Below are 16,289 nucleotides of genomic sequence, written 5' to 3'. Positions count from 1 at the left end.
CTCATCATGGAAAAATTTAACCCGGTCGATCACCCGCATCGCCGTTATAACCCATTGATCGATCAATGGGTGCTGGTCTCACCCCATCGCGCTAAGCGTCCGTGGCAAGGTGCGCAGGAAACCCCGGCGCTGGAGCAGCTACCGGCGCACGATCCTGACTGCTTCCTCTGTGCGGGAAACACCCGCATTACCGGTGACAAAAACCCTAACTATAAAAGCACTTACGTGTTCACCAATGACTTTGCCGCGCTGATGACCAACACGCCCGACGCACCGCAGAGCGACGACCTGTTGATGCGCTGCGAAAGCGCGCGTGGCACCAGCCGGGTGATCTGCTTCTCGCCGGACCACAGCAAAACGCTGCCGGAGCTGCCACTGAGCGGACTGGAAGATATCGTGCGTACCTGGCAGGAACAGACCGCCGATCTCGGCCAGCACTATCCGTGGGTGCAGGTGTTTGAAAACAAAGGTGCGGCGATGGGTTGCTCCAACCCGCATCCGCACGGTCAGATTTGGGCCAACAGCTTCCTGCCGAACGAAGCGCAGAAAGAAGATGATCATCAGCGTCACTATTTTGCCGAAAAAGGCACGCCGATGCTGGTCGATTACGCGGCGCGTGAGATGAGCGATGGCAGCCGCACAGTGGTGGAAACCGAACACTGGCTGGCGGTGGTGCCGTGGTGGGCGGCGTGGCCGTTTGAAACCTTGCTGCTGCCGAAAGCCCATGTGAAACGCATCACCGATCTCACCGAGCCGCAGCGCACCGATCTGGCGCTGGCGCTCAAGCAGCTCACCAGCCGCTACGACAACCTGTTCCAGTGCTCTTTCCCCTATTCGATGGGCTGGCACGGCGCGCCGTTCAACGGCGAGAGTAACGATCACTGGCAGCTGCATGCGCACTTCTATCCACCGTTACTGCGTTCAGCCACGGTACGCAAATTTATGGTTGGCTATGAAATGCTGGCCGAAACCCAACGTGATTTAACGGCGGAACAGGCAGCTGAACGTCTGCGTTCTGTCAGCGATGTCCATTTCCGCGAGGCGCAATAAATGTCATTAAAATCCATTACTCAACAGGTATTCGCTGACACCTTCGGCTATCCAGCCACACACAGCATTCAGGCGCCGGGCCGCGTCAATCTGATCGGCGAACACACCGATTACAACGATGGCTTCGTGCTGCCGTGCGCCATCGATTATCAAACCGTGATCGCCTGCGCCAAACGCGACGATCGTCAGGTGCGCGTGATTGCCGTTGATTACGACAATCAGCAGGATAGCTTCTCGCTGGATGCGCCGATCGAGCCGTTGAAAGAGCCAATGTGGGCCAACTACGTGCGCGGCGTGGTGAAACATCTGCAGAAACGCGATGCCAGCTTTGGTGGCGTCGATATGGTGATCAGCGGCAACGTGCCACAAGGCGCGGGCCTGAGCTCTTCGGCGTCGCTGGAAGTGGCTGTTGGCACCGTATTCCAGCAGCTGTATGCGTTGAACCTCGACGGCGCAGCGATTGCGGTGAACGGTCAGGAAGCGGAAAACCAGTTTGTCGGCTGCAACTGCGGCATCATGGATCAGCTGATCTCCGCGCTTGGTCAGCCGGATCACGCCATGCTGCTGGATTGCCGCACGCTCGGTACGCGCGCGGTATCGATGCCGGAAGATGTCGCAGTGGTGATCATCAACTCCAACTTCCGTCGCAGCCTGGTGGGCAGCGAATACAATACGCGTCGTGAACAGTGTGAAACCGGCGCGCGCTTCTTCAATAAGCCGGCGCTGCGCGATGTGACGCTGGAAGAGTTCGAAGCCTCAGCAGGCGAACTGGATGCGTTGGTAGCGAAACGTGTACGTCACGTCATCACCGAGAATGCACGCACGCTGGAAGCAGCCGATGCGTTAAGCGCTGGCGATTTGAAACGTATGGGCGAACTGATGGCTGAATCGCACGCCTCGATGCGTGACGATTTCGAAATCACCGTGCCGCAAATCGATCAGCTGGTTGAGATTGTGAAAGCAGAAATCGGCCCGCGCGGCGGCGTGCGTATGACCGGTGGCGGCTTTGGTGGCTGCATCGTGGCGCTGATGCCGACCGATCTGGTCGATGCGGTGAAAGCGGTGGTGGCCGAGAAGTATGAGGCGCAAACCGGCATCAAAGAGACTTTCTACGTGTGCAAAGCGTCCGCAGGAGCAGGCCAATGGTAAGTGATGTGAATTCCCACGCGCCAGACGGGCAACCGTGGCGCATCACCGTGCTGCGCAATCGCAACGGCATGGTCGCGACCTTTATGGATTGGGGCGCGACCTGGTTGTCAGCGCGCGTGCCAATGTTGGATCACAGCGTGCGTGAAGCGCTGCTCGGCTGCGCCACGCCATCTGATTATCTGCATCAGAATGCTTATCTTGGCGCGACCATTGGCCGCTACGCAAACCGCATCGCCTCGGCCGAACTGAAGCCGCTTAATCTGTTGCTGGCGGCGAATCAGGGCGCACATCAGCTGCACGGCGGACCGGAAGGTTTCGATAAGCGTCGCTGGCAGATCCTCAGTCAGAGCGAAAGCGAAGTGCACTATCGCCTCGATTCGCCGGATGGCGATCAGGGCTATCCCGGCAATTTAATCGCCGATGTCATCTATCAACTTGATGATGATAATTGCCTGTCGATTCGCTACGAAGCGCAAACCGACAAGCCCTGCCCGGTCAACCTGACCAACCATGCTTACTTTAATCTTGATGCGCATCATGGTGATGCGCGCCAGCATCGCTTACAACTGCACGCCGATCGTTACTTGCCGGTGGATAGCGAAGGTATTCCTAACGCGCCGCTGAAAGAGGTAGCGGGAAACAGTTTTGATTTCCGCCAGCCGAAGCGCGTCGCTGATGAGTTCCTCGCCGATGACGATCAAAAAGCGGTGAAAGGCTATGACCATGCCTTTTTGCTCAACACCGCTGGCGACAGCAGCCAGCCCGCCGCCCATTTGTGGTCTGCGGATGGCAAGCTGGAGCTGAGCGTGTTTACTGCCGCCCCGGCGCTGCAGTTTTACAGCGGCAACTATCTGGCAGGAACACGCGCCCGTGAGCAGGACAGCTATACTGCTTTCCAGGGCATCGCTCTGGAGAGCGAATTTTTACCGGATTCGCCCAACCATGCAGAGTGGCCGCAGCCCGATTGCTGGCTGCAACCCGGCGACAGCTGGCAGTCCGTGACGCGTTATCGCTTCACGCCGCACTGAGCCACCGGATGAAAAACGCGCACTGCGCTGCCGACAGGCTTACGCCGTGCGTTGTTTTCCGCTATGGTATGGCGCTATTAGTGAGCCGCTTCTCAGCGGCCGCAGCCGGTTTCAATACTAATCGTAAATCGAGCATTAAGGAGTAAAGCTATGGCCGTAACTAAGCTGGTACTGGTGCGACACGGCGAAAGCCAGTGGAACCAGGAAAACCGCTTCACCGGATGGTACGACGTTGATCTGTCTGACAAAGGTCGCACTGAAGCCAAAGCAGCCGGTCAGCTGCTGAAGAAAGAAGGTTTCGTGTTTGATTTCGCTTACACCTCAGTGCTGAAGCGCGCTATCCACACCCTGTGGAACGTGCTGGATGAGCTGGATCAGGCTTGGCTGCCGGTTGAGAAAACCTGGCGTCTGAACGAGCGTCACTACGGTGCGCTGCAAGGTCTGGATAAAGCTGAAACCGCCGCAAAATACGGTGACGAGCAAGTGAAACAGTGGCGTCGTGGCTTTGCCATCACTCCACCAGAGCTGGATCGCGCTGATGAGCGTTTCCCTGGCCACGATCCGCGTTACGCTTCACTGACTGACGCGCAGCTGCCAACCACCGAAAGCCTGGCGCTGACCATCGAACGCGTGATTCCTTACTGGAACGAAAGCATTCTGCCGCGTATTAAGAGCGGTGAGAAAGTGATTGTTGCTGCACACGGCAACTCACTGCGTGCGCTGGTTAAATACCTCGACAACCTGAGCGAAGACGAGATTCTCGAACTGAACATCCCAACTGGCGTGCCATTGGTGTATGAGTTCGACGAGAACTTCAAGCCGCTCAAACGTTACTATCTGGGTGATGCTGACGAAATCGCTGCGAAAGCCGCAGCCGTAGCAAACCAGGGTAAAGCGAAGTAAGCGACCGCTGAAACGCAAAAAGGCCAGACGCAAGTCTGGCCTTTTTTATTGCCACAAATCTTAACCGCGACGCTGTTTGACCGCCTGAGCCAGCTGACGCAACGCTTTCTCAGTGTCTTCCCAGCCGATGCAGGCATCGGTCACGCTCTGCCCGTACACCAGCGGTTTGCCGCTTTCAAGGCTCTGATTGCCTTCCACCAGATGACTCTCGATCATTACGCCGGTAATCGCCTGCTCACCGCCGGCAATTTGCTGCGCCACGTCATCAGCAACGACCATCTGACGCTGGAACTGCTTGCTGCTGTTGGCATGGCTGAAGTCGATCATCACCTGCGGACGCAAGCCTGCTTTCTCCAGACCGGTTTTCACTGCCGCCACGTGTTCAGCACTGTAGTTAGGCTCTTTGCCGCCGCGCAGAATGATGTGGCAATCTTCGTTACCGCTGGTTTCGACAATCGCCGAGTGACCATATTTGGTGACCGACAAGAAGCAGTGTGGCGCGCTGGCGGCACCAATCGCGTCAATCGCCACTTTGATGGTGCCGTCGGTACCGTTTTTGAAGCCCACCGGGCAAGAGAGACCGGAAGAGAGTTCACGGTGCACCTGCGATTCGGTGGTACGCGCGCCAATCGCGCCCCAGCTCATCAGATCGGCCATATATTGTGGCGTGATCATATCGAGGAACTCACCCGCTGCAGGCAAACCGATGTCGTTGATATCCACCAGCAGCTTGCGCGCCAGGCGCAGGCCGTCGTTGATCTGGAAGCTGCCATCCATAAAGGGATCGTTGATCAGCCCTTTCCAGCCCACCGTGGTGCGCGGTTTTTCAAAATAAACGCGCATCACCACTTCGAGATCGTCTTTCAACTCATCACGCAATGTCAGCAGACGCGACGCATACTCTTGCGCAGCCTGAGTATCGTGAATCGAGCACGGACCGATCACCACCAGCAGACGATCATCCTCGCCATGCAGAATGCGGTGAATCGCCTGACGTGACTGCGCAACGGTTTGGGCTGCTTTATCGGTGGCGGGGAATTTTTCAAGCAAGGCAACAGGAGGAAGTAACTCTTTGATCTCTCTGATGCGTAAGTCGTCGTTCTGGTAATCCATACACAATTCCATTCAAATTTCTGGCCCAACGTCCGTCGGGCGCAACCCGCCCACTTTAGCCCTTCGCGCGGTAGCTGTAAATTACGCACCGCGCTTAAAATGTACATCTCAAATTTGCATTTATATATCCATGCACTAAGCTTTTTAAATGTAAGCACTAAGGAATGAAGTGTTTACAAAATTTAATATTTAAGCGAAGCGTATAAGGTGGAATTTTATTCCATCGCGGCACGCTATTTTCGTCACTTAACACCCGTGCGTGTTTGACGGCAACTATCCATTAATTACTGGAGCATAATGATGAATAAGTTTGCAATGATCTTTCTGACGGCAGCGATGACTTTAGGTAGCGGTGCTGTAATGGCTGCAGACAACAACGGTGCAGCCAACGCTTCAGCTGAAGCGGGCGCAGCAGCTGGGGGTGCAAAACAGAATCTGCCACCAAATAATGTTGATAACAGCAAAATCAACAATGGCAGCATGAACACTAACAGTGCAGCAACCTCTGGCACAGACACTAGCAATATGTCTGCTAACCAGGTACACAAAAATAGCATGTGTAAAGACGGTAAGTGTCCGGATATGAATAAGAAAGTCGACACCAAAAAAGGCGGCGACCACGTTAAACACAAAACCGACGGTACCTCGCAGTAATAGTTGCCCGGTTTAATCCAGGGAGAGCTTCGGCTCTCCCTTTTATTTTGCCCCCCGCCCTTTTCCGCTATGCTGAAGCAATGAAATTCACAGGAACTGATTCATGGCTTCATTGCTGCTTATTGATGATCACCCGTTAGTTGAAGTCGCACTGGAAGCGGCTTGCGTTAATGCTCCCATCACGCTGAAAATTCACGCCGCTGGCGACGAAGCTCAGGCACGCCAACTGCTGCAGCAACATCCCATCGATTTAATTGTGCTGGATATAGGCTTACCCGATTGCGACGGCCTTGAGCTGCTGCGCCGGTTACGCGTGCGCAATCAGCACTGCCCGGTATTAATCTATTCCGCGCAGCAGAGCCGCCACACCCTGCTCAGCGCGGTATCGCTGGGCGCCGCCGGTTACGTGGTGAAAAGCCAAAGCATGGCGCAACTATTGAGTGCGATTCTGGCAGTACTTGGCGGACAACAGGCTTTTCCGCCGCTGCCAGAGCGTATCGAACTGCCGTTAACCGAGAAAGAGCAGCAGATTGTGGCGCTGCTGGTGCGCGGCTTATCAAATCTGCAGATTGGCGAGCAGCTGCACATCAGCAATAAAACCGTCAGCACCCACAAGAAAAACATCCTGGAGAAAACCGGCGTGCAATCGGTGGTTGAGCTGGCTGAGCTGTGGAAAGCGCAGCAGTGAGGATTTGGCTACTGCTCAGCCTGCTGATGCTGAGTGTGCTGGCGAAAGCCGATCTGCAACCCGCCAGCAGCGTGATGTTACCCGCGATGATGCCAGCGCCGCACGCCGAGCCGTGGCCGGGGGCAACTTTGCGCGTCGCGGTGCCGGCACAAAACAGCGCGCCCTGGGCGATGCGCATTGGCGATCACATTTGGGGCATCGACGCCGATTATCTCAGCGCGCTTAGCCAGCTGACCGGCACCCGTTTCACGCTGCAAAGCTATGCCGATCGCGCGCAGCAACTGAAAGCCTTGCAGCGCGGCGAGGTGGATTTGGTGTTAAGTAATCAACACGCCGAGCTACCGCCCGATGTTTTGCTCAGCGACAGCTGGTACAGCAGCCCAATTCGTATCTATCGCAACCGGGATAATCAGCGCGCGGTGATGTTCAACAGCGATACCGCGCAGCTAACCATTGCCGAGGCGACGTTAGCGCAATTGCCCGCCGAATTTGTCCAGCAGCATCGCTGGCATACTTTGCCGGGCGATCTGCAGGCGCTGTACGCGCTGCTCAATCAGCAGAGCGATTACCTGGTCGCCGATGAAGCCAGCGCCGGTTTCCTGCTGGGCCAGCTGCAGCAAGGACAAATCTACCAAATCACCGCCGATCCCGGCGCGGGTGAACTGACGCTACGTGCGCTGGCGCGCGATGCCGCCTTGATCCACTGGCTTAACAGTCAGCTGCGCCTGCTGCCCGCCGAGTTCAGCAGTCGCGTCCAGCAGCGCTGGAGCCCGCCGCTGCTGCGCTATCAGGACACGCAAACATTGATGCTGTCGGCCGGCGAAAAGCAGTGGCTGGCACAGCACAACGAAATTCCCTATGCGGTTGAGGCAGATAACGCGCCATGGAGTTATCGCGACAGCAGCGGCAATGCGCGCGGCTTCGGCATCGACCTGCTCAACGCCTTGAGCCAAAGTACCGGCCTGCGTTTTACTCCGCGCTGGGTCAACAATCCGCAGCAGGCCGCCACGCTTTTGCAGCAACAGCAGGTGATGCTGAATCTGTTACAGCCGCTGTACGGCGACGATCCCGGCAGCAACACCTTGCCGGTATGGCGCGCCATTTGGGGGATCTACACGCTAGCCACCCATCAGCCAATGAACTGGCAATCGTTACAGGGCCAGCGCGTGGGCGTATTACGCGACGATCTCGCCTCGCGTTTACTGCCATCGGGCTTTACGCCACAACCGTTCGACGACCGGGCGCAGCTGTGGCAAGCGCTGAATAGCGGCCAGATTGATGCGCTGGTGGATAACGTGCTGTCCGCACGCTGGCGCATGGCGAGTCACGAAGATAATCGTGTGCATCTGGCGTTTGCCGCCAGCGATATCGCCTGGCCGCTGGCGCCGCAGGTCAGTGCACAACAACCCGAGCTGCGCGCCCTGCTCGACCATGCATTACAGCAGATCCCGCCCGATACGCTTAATCAGATGCGCGTCAGTTGGTCACAGCCGCCGCAGCCCGGTACGACGATGGCGATGCGCAATATCCCGCTGATGATTTTGATCGCGGCAGGCGTAATTATTCTGTTGCTGCTGGGTTTGCTGACGCGTCGTTACTGGCAACAGCGTCGTGACCGATTGCAGCGTGAACAGGCCGAACGCGCCAATGCCGCCAAGAGCCAGTTTCTCGCCACCGCCAGCCACGAACTGCGCACGCCGATGCAGGCGATTCTCGGTTTGCTGGAGCTGGAACAGCAGCAGCACCCGAGCGAACGGCTGGCGCTGATGCACAGCAGCGCGCGCTCGCTGATGGCGCTGCTAAACGACTTGCAGGATCACGCTCGCATTGAGAGCCAGAGCTTCCGCCTGGCGCCGCGCCCGCTCAATCTGACGCTCTGGCTGCAGCAACAGCAGCAGTTCTATCATCCCTTGATGCGCGATGCCGGGCCAAACCTGATTGCCGAAGCGCTGACGCCGCTGCCTGCCAGCGTGCTGCTGGATGGCGATCGCCTGCAGCAGGTGGTGAATAATCTGGTGGCCAACGCCCTGAAGTTTACCCGCGAAGGCGAAGTGCGCCTGTCGCTGGCGGTTGATGCGCATATTCAACTTACGGTGGCCGACACCGGCAGCGGTATTCCGCTTAACGAGCAGGCAGAGCTGTTTGAACCCTGGTATCAGGCGCCATCCGGCAAAAGCCATGCGGTACAAGGTAGCGGGTTGGGTTTGTTTATCTGTCGCGAGATTGTGCAGCGAATGGGCGGTACGCTAACACTCACTTCACAACCTGGCAGCGGCACCACGGTCAGCGTGCAGTTGCCGTTAGTACTGAGCGAAGAGCCGTTAACCGAGCGCACAGCCAGCTGGCCACGTTACCCGCAGCTGCACGTCGCGATCGTGGACGATCACCCGACCAATCTTTTGGTGATGCAGCAGCAGCTGGCGAACTTTGGTGTGCAGTCGCAGGTGTTTGAAGAGGGCCGCGCGCTGCTGCGCGCCGATGCCCAGCGCGCCTTCGATATTCTGTTTATCGATCAAATGATGCCGCGCCCGGACGGTTTAACGCTGCTGCGTATTCTGCGCCGCCGTCAGCGCCAGCGCGGCAGCAACACGCTGCGCGTGCTGTGCTCTGCGGATGTTCAGTTGCTGAAAATCGCCCTGCAGGATGACGAAGCCTTGCTGCTTAAACCCATCGAGCTCGATCATCTGGCACCGTTGCTGGCGCGCGCGATAAAAGATCCACTGGATGCGTTGCCAAACAGCCTGCTGATTCTGGCGCACAATAATCAGGCGTTTATTCCGCGCATCTGCCAGACCTTGCAGCGCACGCTGCAACAGGATCGGGATTCGCTGCTCAGCGCGCGCGATGCGCAAAACTGGTCAGCCTTGGAACAGGCGGCGCACCGCATGAAAGGCAGCTGGTTGATGCTCGGTATGGATGAGGTTGCCGAGCGCTGTCAGCAGTTGATTGTGCAGACCAAACAGCAGCAGTTGCCGCTTGATGATCTCAATTTACTGATATCATTAACAAACAGGTTACTTAAACAACTGGAAAATTATGGCACACACTCATTCCCACGGCGCAGCTAACAGCAACCGCACGCGGCTGGCAGCGGCGTTTGGCGTAACGGCGCTGTTTATGGTGGCGGAAGTGATTGGCGGGCTGGTTTCTGGCTCGCTGGCGCTGCTGGCTGATGCCGGGCATATGTTGACCGATGCCGCCGCGCTACTGATGGCGTTGCTTGCGGTGCAATTTGCCCAGCGTAAACCCAACGCGCGTCATACCTTCGGCTTGCTGCGCCTCACCACCTTAGCGGCGTTCGTCAACGCCATTGCGCTTTTAGTGATAACGGTGCTGATTGTCTGGGAAGCGCTGCGTCGCTTCTACGAGCCACAGCCAATTGCCGGCGGATTGATGCTCGGCATCGCCATTGCCGGATTGCTGGCGAATCTGCTGTCATTCTGGCTGCTGCATCGCGGCAGCGAAGAGAAAAACCTCAACGTGCGTGCGGCGGCGTTGCATGTGCTGGGCGATTTACTGGGTTCGGTCGGTGCGATTGTCGCGGCGGTGATCATCATGCTGACCGGCTGGACGCCAATCGACCCGATTCTGTCGCTGCTGGTGTCATTGCTGGTGGTGCGCAGTGCCTGGTCGCTGCTGCGCGAGAGTCTGCATGAGCTGCTGGAAGGTGCGCCGGGTCATATCAACGCGGATAAATTGTCGCGCGAGCTGACGCGCAATATCGATGAAGTGCGTAACGTGCATCACGTTCATCTGTGGCAAGTGGGTGAGAAGCCGGTGCTGACGCTGCATGTACAGGTGATTCCGCCTTACGATCATGACGGCCTGCTTAAGCGCATCCACAAATATCTACATGAGCACTATCAGATTGCCCACGCCACGGTGCAGATGGAGTATCAACCGTGCAGCGGACCGGACTGCGAGTTGTGTTTAAATAATAGCGCTGCGCAGCACGATCACCACGATCATGCTGCACTGGAAGGTCATGCTCATCATCATCACTGATGTGACAGCGCGCGCGAGCCATGTTCGCGTGCGCTTTGCATCCACAGACGCGAACCGTTGAGCGCAATCAGCGTCAGAATGACGTACTCCAGTGACATGGCATAAACGCCCTGACGCGCAAAGATCATCACGCTAATCACGTTGATCACCACCCACAGCAGCCAGTTCTCAACGTATTTCCGCGTCATCAGAATCATCGCCACAATCGACAGCACCATCATGCACGAATCCCAGAACGGGAAAGCGTCCGGCTGCAGCTGCGGCATCGCCACGTTGAGGCCAAGACTCTGCATGATGCCGACTGCGGTTTTGGTCAGGAAGGCAAACACCGGATCGATATACACCGTCATCAGCGCAATCGCCACCACGCACGCCGCGCCCCAACCCAAGGCTTTTGAGCGCGGCAGCCAGCGAATTCTCAGCTCAGTTTCGTTATTGGCGGTTTGCCGACTCCACGCGTACCAGCCGTAAACGTTGGCGACGAAGAAGAACAGCTGCAGCAATAAGCTGGCGTAGAGCTGAATCTGGAAGAAGATCACCGCAAACAGCGTGACGTTAATCAGCCCGAAAAAGTAGTTGATGATTTTTTCGAGGCTGGCGAGCCAGATACACAGCAAGCCCGCAATCGTGCCAACGGCTTCGATCCATGACAGATCGTAGCCGCCAACGCCAAGCGGAATGTGAACCAGAATATTTTGCGTGCTAAAGAAGTCCATATAAGGTGCCTGTGTAACGGGAGCCCGTCATGCATTCCCTTTGATTTTAAGTTTGAGATCTGCAGCAAAGGATAGCATGCGATTAAGCGGGATCAACGCGGCCTCGCGCAGCGCAGCATCGACATGGATTTCATGCTCGCTGCCGCCACGTTCCAGTCCTTCGGCAATCGCTTTCAGGCCGTTCATCGCCATCCACGGACAGTGCGCACAGCTGCGGCAGGTTGCGCCCTCGCCTGCAGTTGGCGCTTCCAGCAACTCTTTGTTCGGCACCGCCTGCTGCATTTTGTAGAAGATGCCGCGATCGGTGGCGACGATCATCTGTGGATGCGGCAAGCTTTGCGCCGCCTGAATCAGCTGGCTGGTCGATCCCACCGCATCGGCCAGATCGACAATCGCCTGCGGTGATTCAGGATGCACCAGCACCGCCGCATCCGGATAGAGCGCCTTCATACGTTGCAAAGCCTGCGTTTTGAACTCGTCATGCACGATACAAGCGCCCTGCCAGCACAGCACATCTGCGCCGGATTTTTGCGTGACGTAGCGGCCAAGATGGCGATCCGGTGCCCAGATAATTTTCTCGCCAAGGCTGTCGAGATGTTCAATCAGCTCAACCGCGATGCTTGAGGTGACGACCCAATCCGCGCGCGCCTTCACCGCCGCCGAGGTGTTGGCATACACCACCACGGTGCGATCGGGATGCTGATCGCAGAAGCGGTTAAATTCCTCAATCGGGCAACCGAGATCGAGCGAGCATTCCGCCTGCAAGGTGGGCATCAGCACGGTTTTTTCCGGGCTAAGGATTTTTGCAGTTTCGCCCATAAAACGCACGCCCGCCACCAGCAAGGTTTTGGCGGGATGGGTGCTGCCGAAACGCGCCATTTCCAGTGAGTCCGATACGCAGCCGCCGGTCTCTTCCGCCAGCGCCTGAATTTCTGGATCGGTATAGTAATGCGCCACTATCACCGCATCACGTTCTTTCAGCAAGCGTTTGATTTTGTTTTTGTAGTGGGATTTCTCATCGTCACTGAGACGTGCCGGTTTCGGCGGGAAAGGATAGATCGCGCTTTCAGGATCAAACATCAGACTCATGACACGGCTCTCGTTTTATCAATTTAACAAAATTGCCTTTTACGGCAATGATGCGGCATCAAAACCGCCATCGTGTTTTATATGCTAAACACGATAACGGAATTGCGCGAGAGTGTCGTCTCTTTTTTGCGCGCTCTACAGCAACAATGTGCTCTTCTGTGGACTTTCCAGCTCCAGCAGGAAGGCTTTGACGCTGAGTCCGCCTGCAAAACCGGTGAGTTTGCCGTTGCTGCCAATCACGCGATGGCATGGCGCCATAATTGATAGCGGATTTTTACCGTTGGCTGCGCCCACGGCGCGCACCGCTTTGGGATTGCCGATCTGCTCGGCGATTTGCAGGTAGCTGCGCGTTTCACCAAACGGAATAGTCAGTAACGCTTGCCACACTTTTTTCTGAAACTCGGTGCCGACAGTGTCGTACGGCATATCAAACTGCTGACGTTCACCGGCGAAATATTCGCGCAGCTGGCGTTCAGCCTCACACAGAATCGGATGCTGATCGTTACGGCTAATCGGCTTCAACGGCACGCGCTGCGCGCCTTCGTTTTCCCACAGAATCGCCGACAATCCCTTATCGGTGGCAACAAGCGTGAGCTCGCCAACGGGCGTTGCGATGATTTTGGCATGATACATGGTGCACCTCCGGCTTAATCTCTGCTGGCGATTATCGCATTTCCGCCGCAGGAAACTGGCTGTTTTCGGTCATCAGCATAAACTGGTTAGCTGTCCGAAAGCAGCGAGTTTTCCTGTTCAGCTTGCGCGACTATGCCGTTTATTTGCCGGAGACAATGATGTTTGATGCTGAAATTGCTTACCAGGCCCTGACGTCGCGCGATAGCCGCTTCGACGGGCTGTTTTTTGTTGGCGTGACATCCACCGGCATTTATTGCCGCCCCATTTGTCCGGTAAAAGCGCCGATGCAGAAGAACTGCCTGTTTTTTAACAGCGCAGAGGCCGCCGAGAAAGCGCACTTCCGCCCGTGTTTACGCTGCCGTCCGGAACTGGCACCCGGATCTGCGCCGGTGGATAGCCATCACCGCATTGCCGACCGTTTAATACGCCGCATCGAAGAGGGCATGCTGGAAGAACAGGAAACGCTGGCAGACATCGCTAGCGAGTTTGACCTGAGTGAACGTCAATTACGTCGCGTGGTGCAGCAGGAGCTCGGCGTATCGCCTTTAGAGCTGCGTCAGACACGTCGTATGCTGCTCGCTAAGCAACTTCTGACGGAAACCTCTCTGCCGGTTACGGAAATTGCTTACGCCAGCGGCTTTCGCAGTCTGAGGCGTTTCAACGATGTCTTCCGGGCGCGCTATCGCATGACGCCTTCCCGCCTGCGCAAACAGAATCAACCCGACGCCGTGAAGAGCACGCAGGAGAGCGCTGAACTGCGCCTGAGTTATCGACCGCCTTACGATTGGGATGCGATGCTCGATTTCCTGCAGCAGCGCGTGATGAAGGAAGTGGAATGGGTAAACGAGGGCATTTATCACCGCACCGTGGCGCTGGGCAACTGTCGCGGCTGGGTGCGCGTGAGCCATGTTGCGGACAAACAGTCGCTGAAGGTGCAATTCACAACGTCATTGACGCCGGTTCTGCCCGCTTTGCTGCGTCGTCTGCGCGATCTGTTTGACCTGGATGCTCAGCCACAGCGCATAGCAGAGCATCTAAGCCACGATCCGCTTTTAGCCGAGAGCTTGTCGCGCTTCCCCGGTTTACGCGTTCCTGGTGCGTTTGACGGCTTTGAGCTGGGTGTGCGCGCGATACTCGGTCAGCAAGTTACGGTTAAAGCGGCAACCACGTTAAGTAGCCGGATGGCACAGCGCTTTGGTGAGCCGCTGGTAACGCCGTGGCCAGAACTTTCGCGTTTGCCGCCGAATGCGGAGTCGCTTGCGGCGGCGAGCATCGATGATATCGCCAGCCTGGGGATTGTCAGTGCGCGTTCACATGCCATTCAGGCACTGGCTCAGGCCTGTGCTTCTGGCGCATTGCGCTTCAACGGTGCGGTGAATCCTGATGTGGTTCAGCAGCAGTTACTGGCGCTGAAAGGGATTGGGCCGTGGACGGCAAGTTATATCGCGATGCGCGCACTGCGTTGGCCTGATGCGTTCCCCAAAGAGGATATTGCGATTCGTAATAACCTCGGCGGCGTGAGTGCCAAAGAGGCGGAGCAGTTATCGCAGGTTTGGCGACCTTGGCGCAGCTATGCGGTGCTGCATATCTGGAAAAGTCTGACACCGGTTAAGAAATCTGAATAGTGCGTTTCAGGCGGAAATAAGGGGCGGTTGCGTAAAGTCGCCGTGGATACATCCTTCTAGGCTCTGCCGGCGCATCCATGCGCCGGAAGCTTTACTCCACCGCCCCTTATCCCCGCCTTTATGCAAAAATATGCACTAATTTTAGAAGCGACTTTTGAGCCTGAAAGCTCTGAAAGGCGGGAGCGGAAGGAGCGAAGCGTCCGAGCCATGGATGGCGAGGCCGATCCACAGGGATGTGTTGTGTCTTCGCGATCCGTCCCGCCTTTTAGAGCCCGGCACCGATCCCAAAGCAACATCGCTAGAATTTTTTCTAAAATGTAGAAAAGCAAAAAGGCGCCTTTAGGGCGCCTTTCTACATAACTGGTGGGTCGTGCAGGATTCGAACCTGCGACCAATTGATTAAAAGTCAACTGCTCTACCAACTGAGCTAACGACCCGCTGTGGGGCTTACAACCTTTACTTGATGGTGGGTCGTGCAGGATTCGAACCTGCGACCAATTGATTAAAAGTCAACTGCTCTACCAACTGAGCTAACGACCCATCAAGGTTGTGAAGCTTACTGAAGAAATCATCTCACTTACAACGGGTTGAGATGGTGGGTCGTGCAGGATTCGAACCTGCGACCAATTGATTAAAAGTCAACTGCTCTACCAACTGAGCTAACGACCCATCTTCAGTGCTGCCGATACTTGTTAAGATATGTCCCGGCAACGGCGGCATATATTACTGATTTAGCGGGAGGGCGCAACCCTTATTTTCCACTAAATGTCTCAATTGCTTACCTTTCATGCTGTAAGACCAGAAATCACACGAAATCCGGTCTTTTAAGCACAAATTACAACCCGGCAAGACGTTTTTGCGCCTGCTTAGCAGAATCACTATTTGGGAATTGTTTGATCACTTGCTGGAAGACAGCCTTGGCTTTCGCCGTGTCGTTCTTCTCTTGCATGATCACGCCAACCTTAAACAGCGCTTCCGGGGCTTTTGGCGATTTCGCGTAATTTTTTACCACAGTGGCAAAATAATAGGCCGAATCGTCTTTTTTACCCTTGTTGTAATACAGCTGACCCAGCCAGTAATTGGCATTAGGCTGATAGGTAGAATCAGGATATTTCTTCACCCAAGCCTGCAGGGCAGTAATCGCCTGATCGTACTGCTTCTTCTCCAGAATCAGCGCAACTGCAGCATTGTAATCCGTGTTGGCATCGCCGGTTTGTGCTGGCGCGGCCGCACTGGCGCTATCGCTGCTACCGCTATCAGCCGCTGTAGCACCCGCAGCAGCGGCATCAGTACTACCGCCGGCCTGCGCACCGTTACTGCCGGAGCTGAGGCTGTCGATTTGCTGATAAAGCTGTTTCTGGCGCTCAATCACCTGATTAAGCTGATAGCTGTTTTGCTGGATTTGCCCGCGCAGCGAATCGATATCGCTTTGGTTATCGCTCATTTGCTGCTGCAATTGCTGCAGAAGCTGAGCCTGGGCATTAGAGATACGTTCAAGAGTGGTGACGCGGTCTTCGACCGAGCCTGAGCCAACGCTACTGATTGACGCCTGGGCATTAGCAGCCCCCAAAGGGGCCGCTAAACCAACCAGTAACGACAGACTCAACAGATGAAGTCTGAAGTTACTCATCATGAT

The 16,289-nt window shown here is 56.1% G+C and carries 14 protein-coding genes and 3 tRNA genes; 9 read left to right on the top strand and 8 right to left on the bottom strand.

Translation table 11 applies throughout. The features are described from left to right. The first annotated feature begins 6 nt into the window (after nt 1-6). From galT to gpmA, 4 genes are all read left to right on the top strand, one after another. Nucleotides 7-1,050 (top strand): galactose-1-phosphate uridylyltransferase, encoded by a 1,044-nt coding sequence (gene galT / locus AC6I8A_RS06310; RefSeq protein WP_256695953.1) that lies wholly within the window; start codon nt 7-9, stop codon nt 1,048-1,050. Then, nucleotides 1,051-2,199, top strand: coding sequence for a galactokinase (gene galK, locus AC6I8A_RS06305; RefSeq protein WP_154153312.1), 1,149 nt, complete (start codon nt 1,051-1,053; stop codon nt 2,197-2,199). It begins immediately after the preceding gene. Continuing rightward, complete coding sequence (gene galM / locus AC6I8A_RS06300) at nt 2,193-3,227, top strand: galactose-1-epimerase (protein ID WP_479486821.1); 1,035 nt, start codon at nt 2,193-2,195, stop codon at nt 3,225-3,227. The genes galK and galM overlap by 7 nt, the downstream gene beginning before the upstream one ends. Before the next feature lie 150 nt (nt 3,228-3,377). Next, nucleotides 3,378-4,130, top strand: a complete 753-nt coding sequence (gene gpmA / locus AC6I8A_RS06295) for a 2,3-diphosphoglycerate-dependent phosphoglycerate mutase (protein ID WP_008109047.1) — start codon at nt 3,378-3,380, stop codon at nt 4,128-4,130. A 60-nt stretch (nt 4,131-4,190) separates the two neighbouring features. Here the strand turns inward: gpmA and aroG are convergent, their stop codons facing one another. Further along, nucleotides 4,191-5,243 carry a 3-deoxy-7-phosphoheptulonate synthase AroG gene (gene aroG, locus AC6I8A_RS06290; protein WP_256695949.1) on the bottom strand — a complete coding sequence of 351 codons (1,053 nt, stop codon included), beginning with the start codon at nt 5,241-5,243 and terminating at the stop codon, nt 4,191-4,193. 297 nt (nt 5,244-5,540) lie between these two features. Between aroG and AC6I8A_RS06285 the strand changes: the two genes are divergently transcribed. The 4 genes from AC6I8A_RS06285 to zitB all read left to right on the top strand — a co-directional run bounded on the left by AC6I8A_RS06285 (nt 5,541) and on the right by zitB (nt 10,590). Then, nucleotides 5,541-5,897: a YbgS-like family protein gene (locus tag AC6I8A_RS06285; RefSeq protein ID WP_497818190.1), complete on the top strand. Its 357-nt coding sequence runs from the start codon at nt 5,541-5,543 to the stop codon at nt 5,895-5,897. A 103-nt stretch (nt 5,898-6,000) separates the two neighbouring features. Further along, the gene (locus tag AC6I8A_RS06280; protein ID WP_008109041.1) at nt 6,001-6,585 is read left to right on the top strand and encodes a response regulator transcription factor; all 585 of its coding nucleotides are present in this window, start codon (nt 6,001-6,003) and stop codon (nt 6,583-6,585) included. 26 nt (nt 6,586-6,611) lie between these two features. Further along, nucleotides 6,612-9,653 (top strand): ATP-binding protein, encoded by a 3,042-nt coding sequence (locus AC6I8A_RS06275; protein WP_497818935.1) that lies wholly within the window; start codon nt 6,612-6,614, stop codon nt 9,651-9,653. After that, on the top strand, nt 9,622-10,590 hold the full coding sequence (gene zitB / locus AC6I8A_RS06270) for a CDF family zinc transporter ZitB (RefSeq protein ID WP_479486819.1): 969 nt from the start codon (nt 9,622-9,624) through the stop codon (nt 10,588-10,590). The genes AC6I8A_RS06275 and zitB overlap by 32 nt, the downstream gene beginning before the upstream one ends. On the opposite strand, the gene pnuC is transcribed toward zitB, so the two are convergent. The 3 genes from pnuC to AC6I8A_RS06255 all read right to left on the bottom strand — a co-directional run bounded on the left by pnuC (nt 10,584) and on the right by AC6I8A_RS06255 (nt 13,028). Further along, nucleotides 10,584-11,306 (bottom strand): nicotinamide riboside transporter PnuC, encoded by a 723-nt coding sequence (gene pnuC / locus AC6I8A_RS06265; RefSeq protein ID WP_256695946.1) that lies wholly within the window; start codon nt 11,304-11,306, stop codon nt 10,584-10,586. The genes zitB and pnuC overlap by 7 nt on opposite strands. 27 nt (nt 11,307-11,333) lie before the next feature. Beyond that, nucleotides 11,334-12,395, bottom strand: coding sequence for a quinolinate synthase NadA (gene nadA, locus AC6I8A_RS06260; protein ID WP_256695945.1), 1,062 nt, complete (start codon nt 12,393-12,395; stop codon nt 11,334-11,336). A gap of 135 nt (nt 12,396-12,530) precedes the next feature. Then, on the bottom strand, nt 12,531-13,028 hold the full coding sequence (locus tag AC6I8A_RS06255; protein WP_154153333.1) for a methylated-DNA--[protein]-cysteine S-methyltransferase: 498 nt from the start codon (nt 13,026-13,028) through the stop codon (nt 12,531-12,533). Nucleotides 13,029-13,186: 158 nt separating this feature from the next. Between AC6I8A_RS06255 and AC6I8A_RS06250 the strand changes: the two genes are divergently transcribed. Beyond that, nucleotides 13,187-14,653 (top strand): AlkA N-terminal domain-containing protein, encoded by a 1,467-nt coding sequence (locus AC6I8A_RS06250; protein ID WP_497818189.1) that lies wholly within the window; start codon nt 13,187-13,189, stop codon nt 14,651-14,653. Nucleotides 14,654-15,014: 361 nt separating this feature from the next. Here the strand turns inward: AC6I8A_RS06250 and AC6I8A_RS06245 are convergent. The 4 genes from AC6I8A_RS06245 to cpoB all read right to left on the bottom strand — a co-directional run bounded on the left by AC6I8A_RS06245 (nt 15,015) and on the right by cpoB (nt 16,286). Then, a tRNA-Lys gene (locus tag AC6I8A_RS06245) sits at nt 15,015-15,090 on the bottom strand. Between the two features lie 27 nt (nt 15,091-15,117). Further along, a tRNA-Lys gene (locus tag AC6I8A_RS06240) sits at nt 15,118-15,193 on the bottom strand. 53 nt (nt 15,194-15,246) lie between these two features. Beyond that, nucleotides 15,247-15,322: transfer RNA gene (locus tag AC6I8A_RS06235), tRNA-Lys, on the bottom strand. Nucleotides 15,323-15,488: 166 nt separating this feature from the next. After that, nucleotides 15,489-16,286, bottom strand: a complete 798-nt coding sequence (gene cpoB / locus AC6I8A_RS06230) for a cell division protein CpoB (RefSeq protein WP_256695942.1) — start codon at nt 16,284-16,286, stop codon at nt 15,489-15,491. Nucleotides 16,287-16,289: the final 3 nt, after the last annotated feature.

The organism is Pantoea sp. X-Soil-ISGK-275, assembly GCF_059730795.1.
This window is presented reverse-complemented; position numbering and strand designations above follow the sequence as displayed.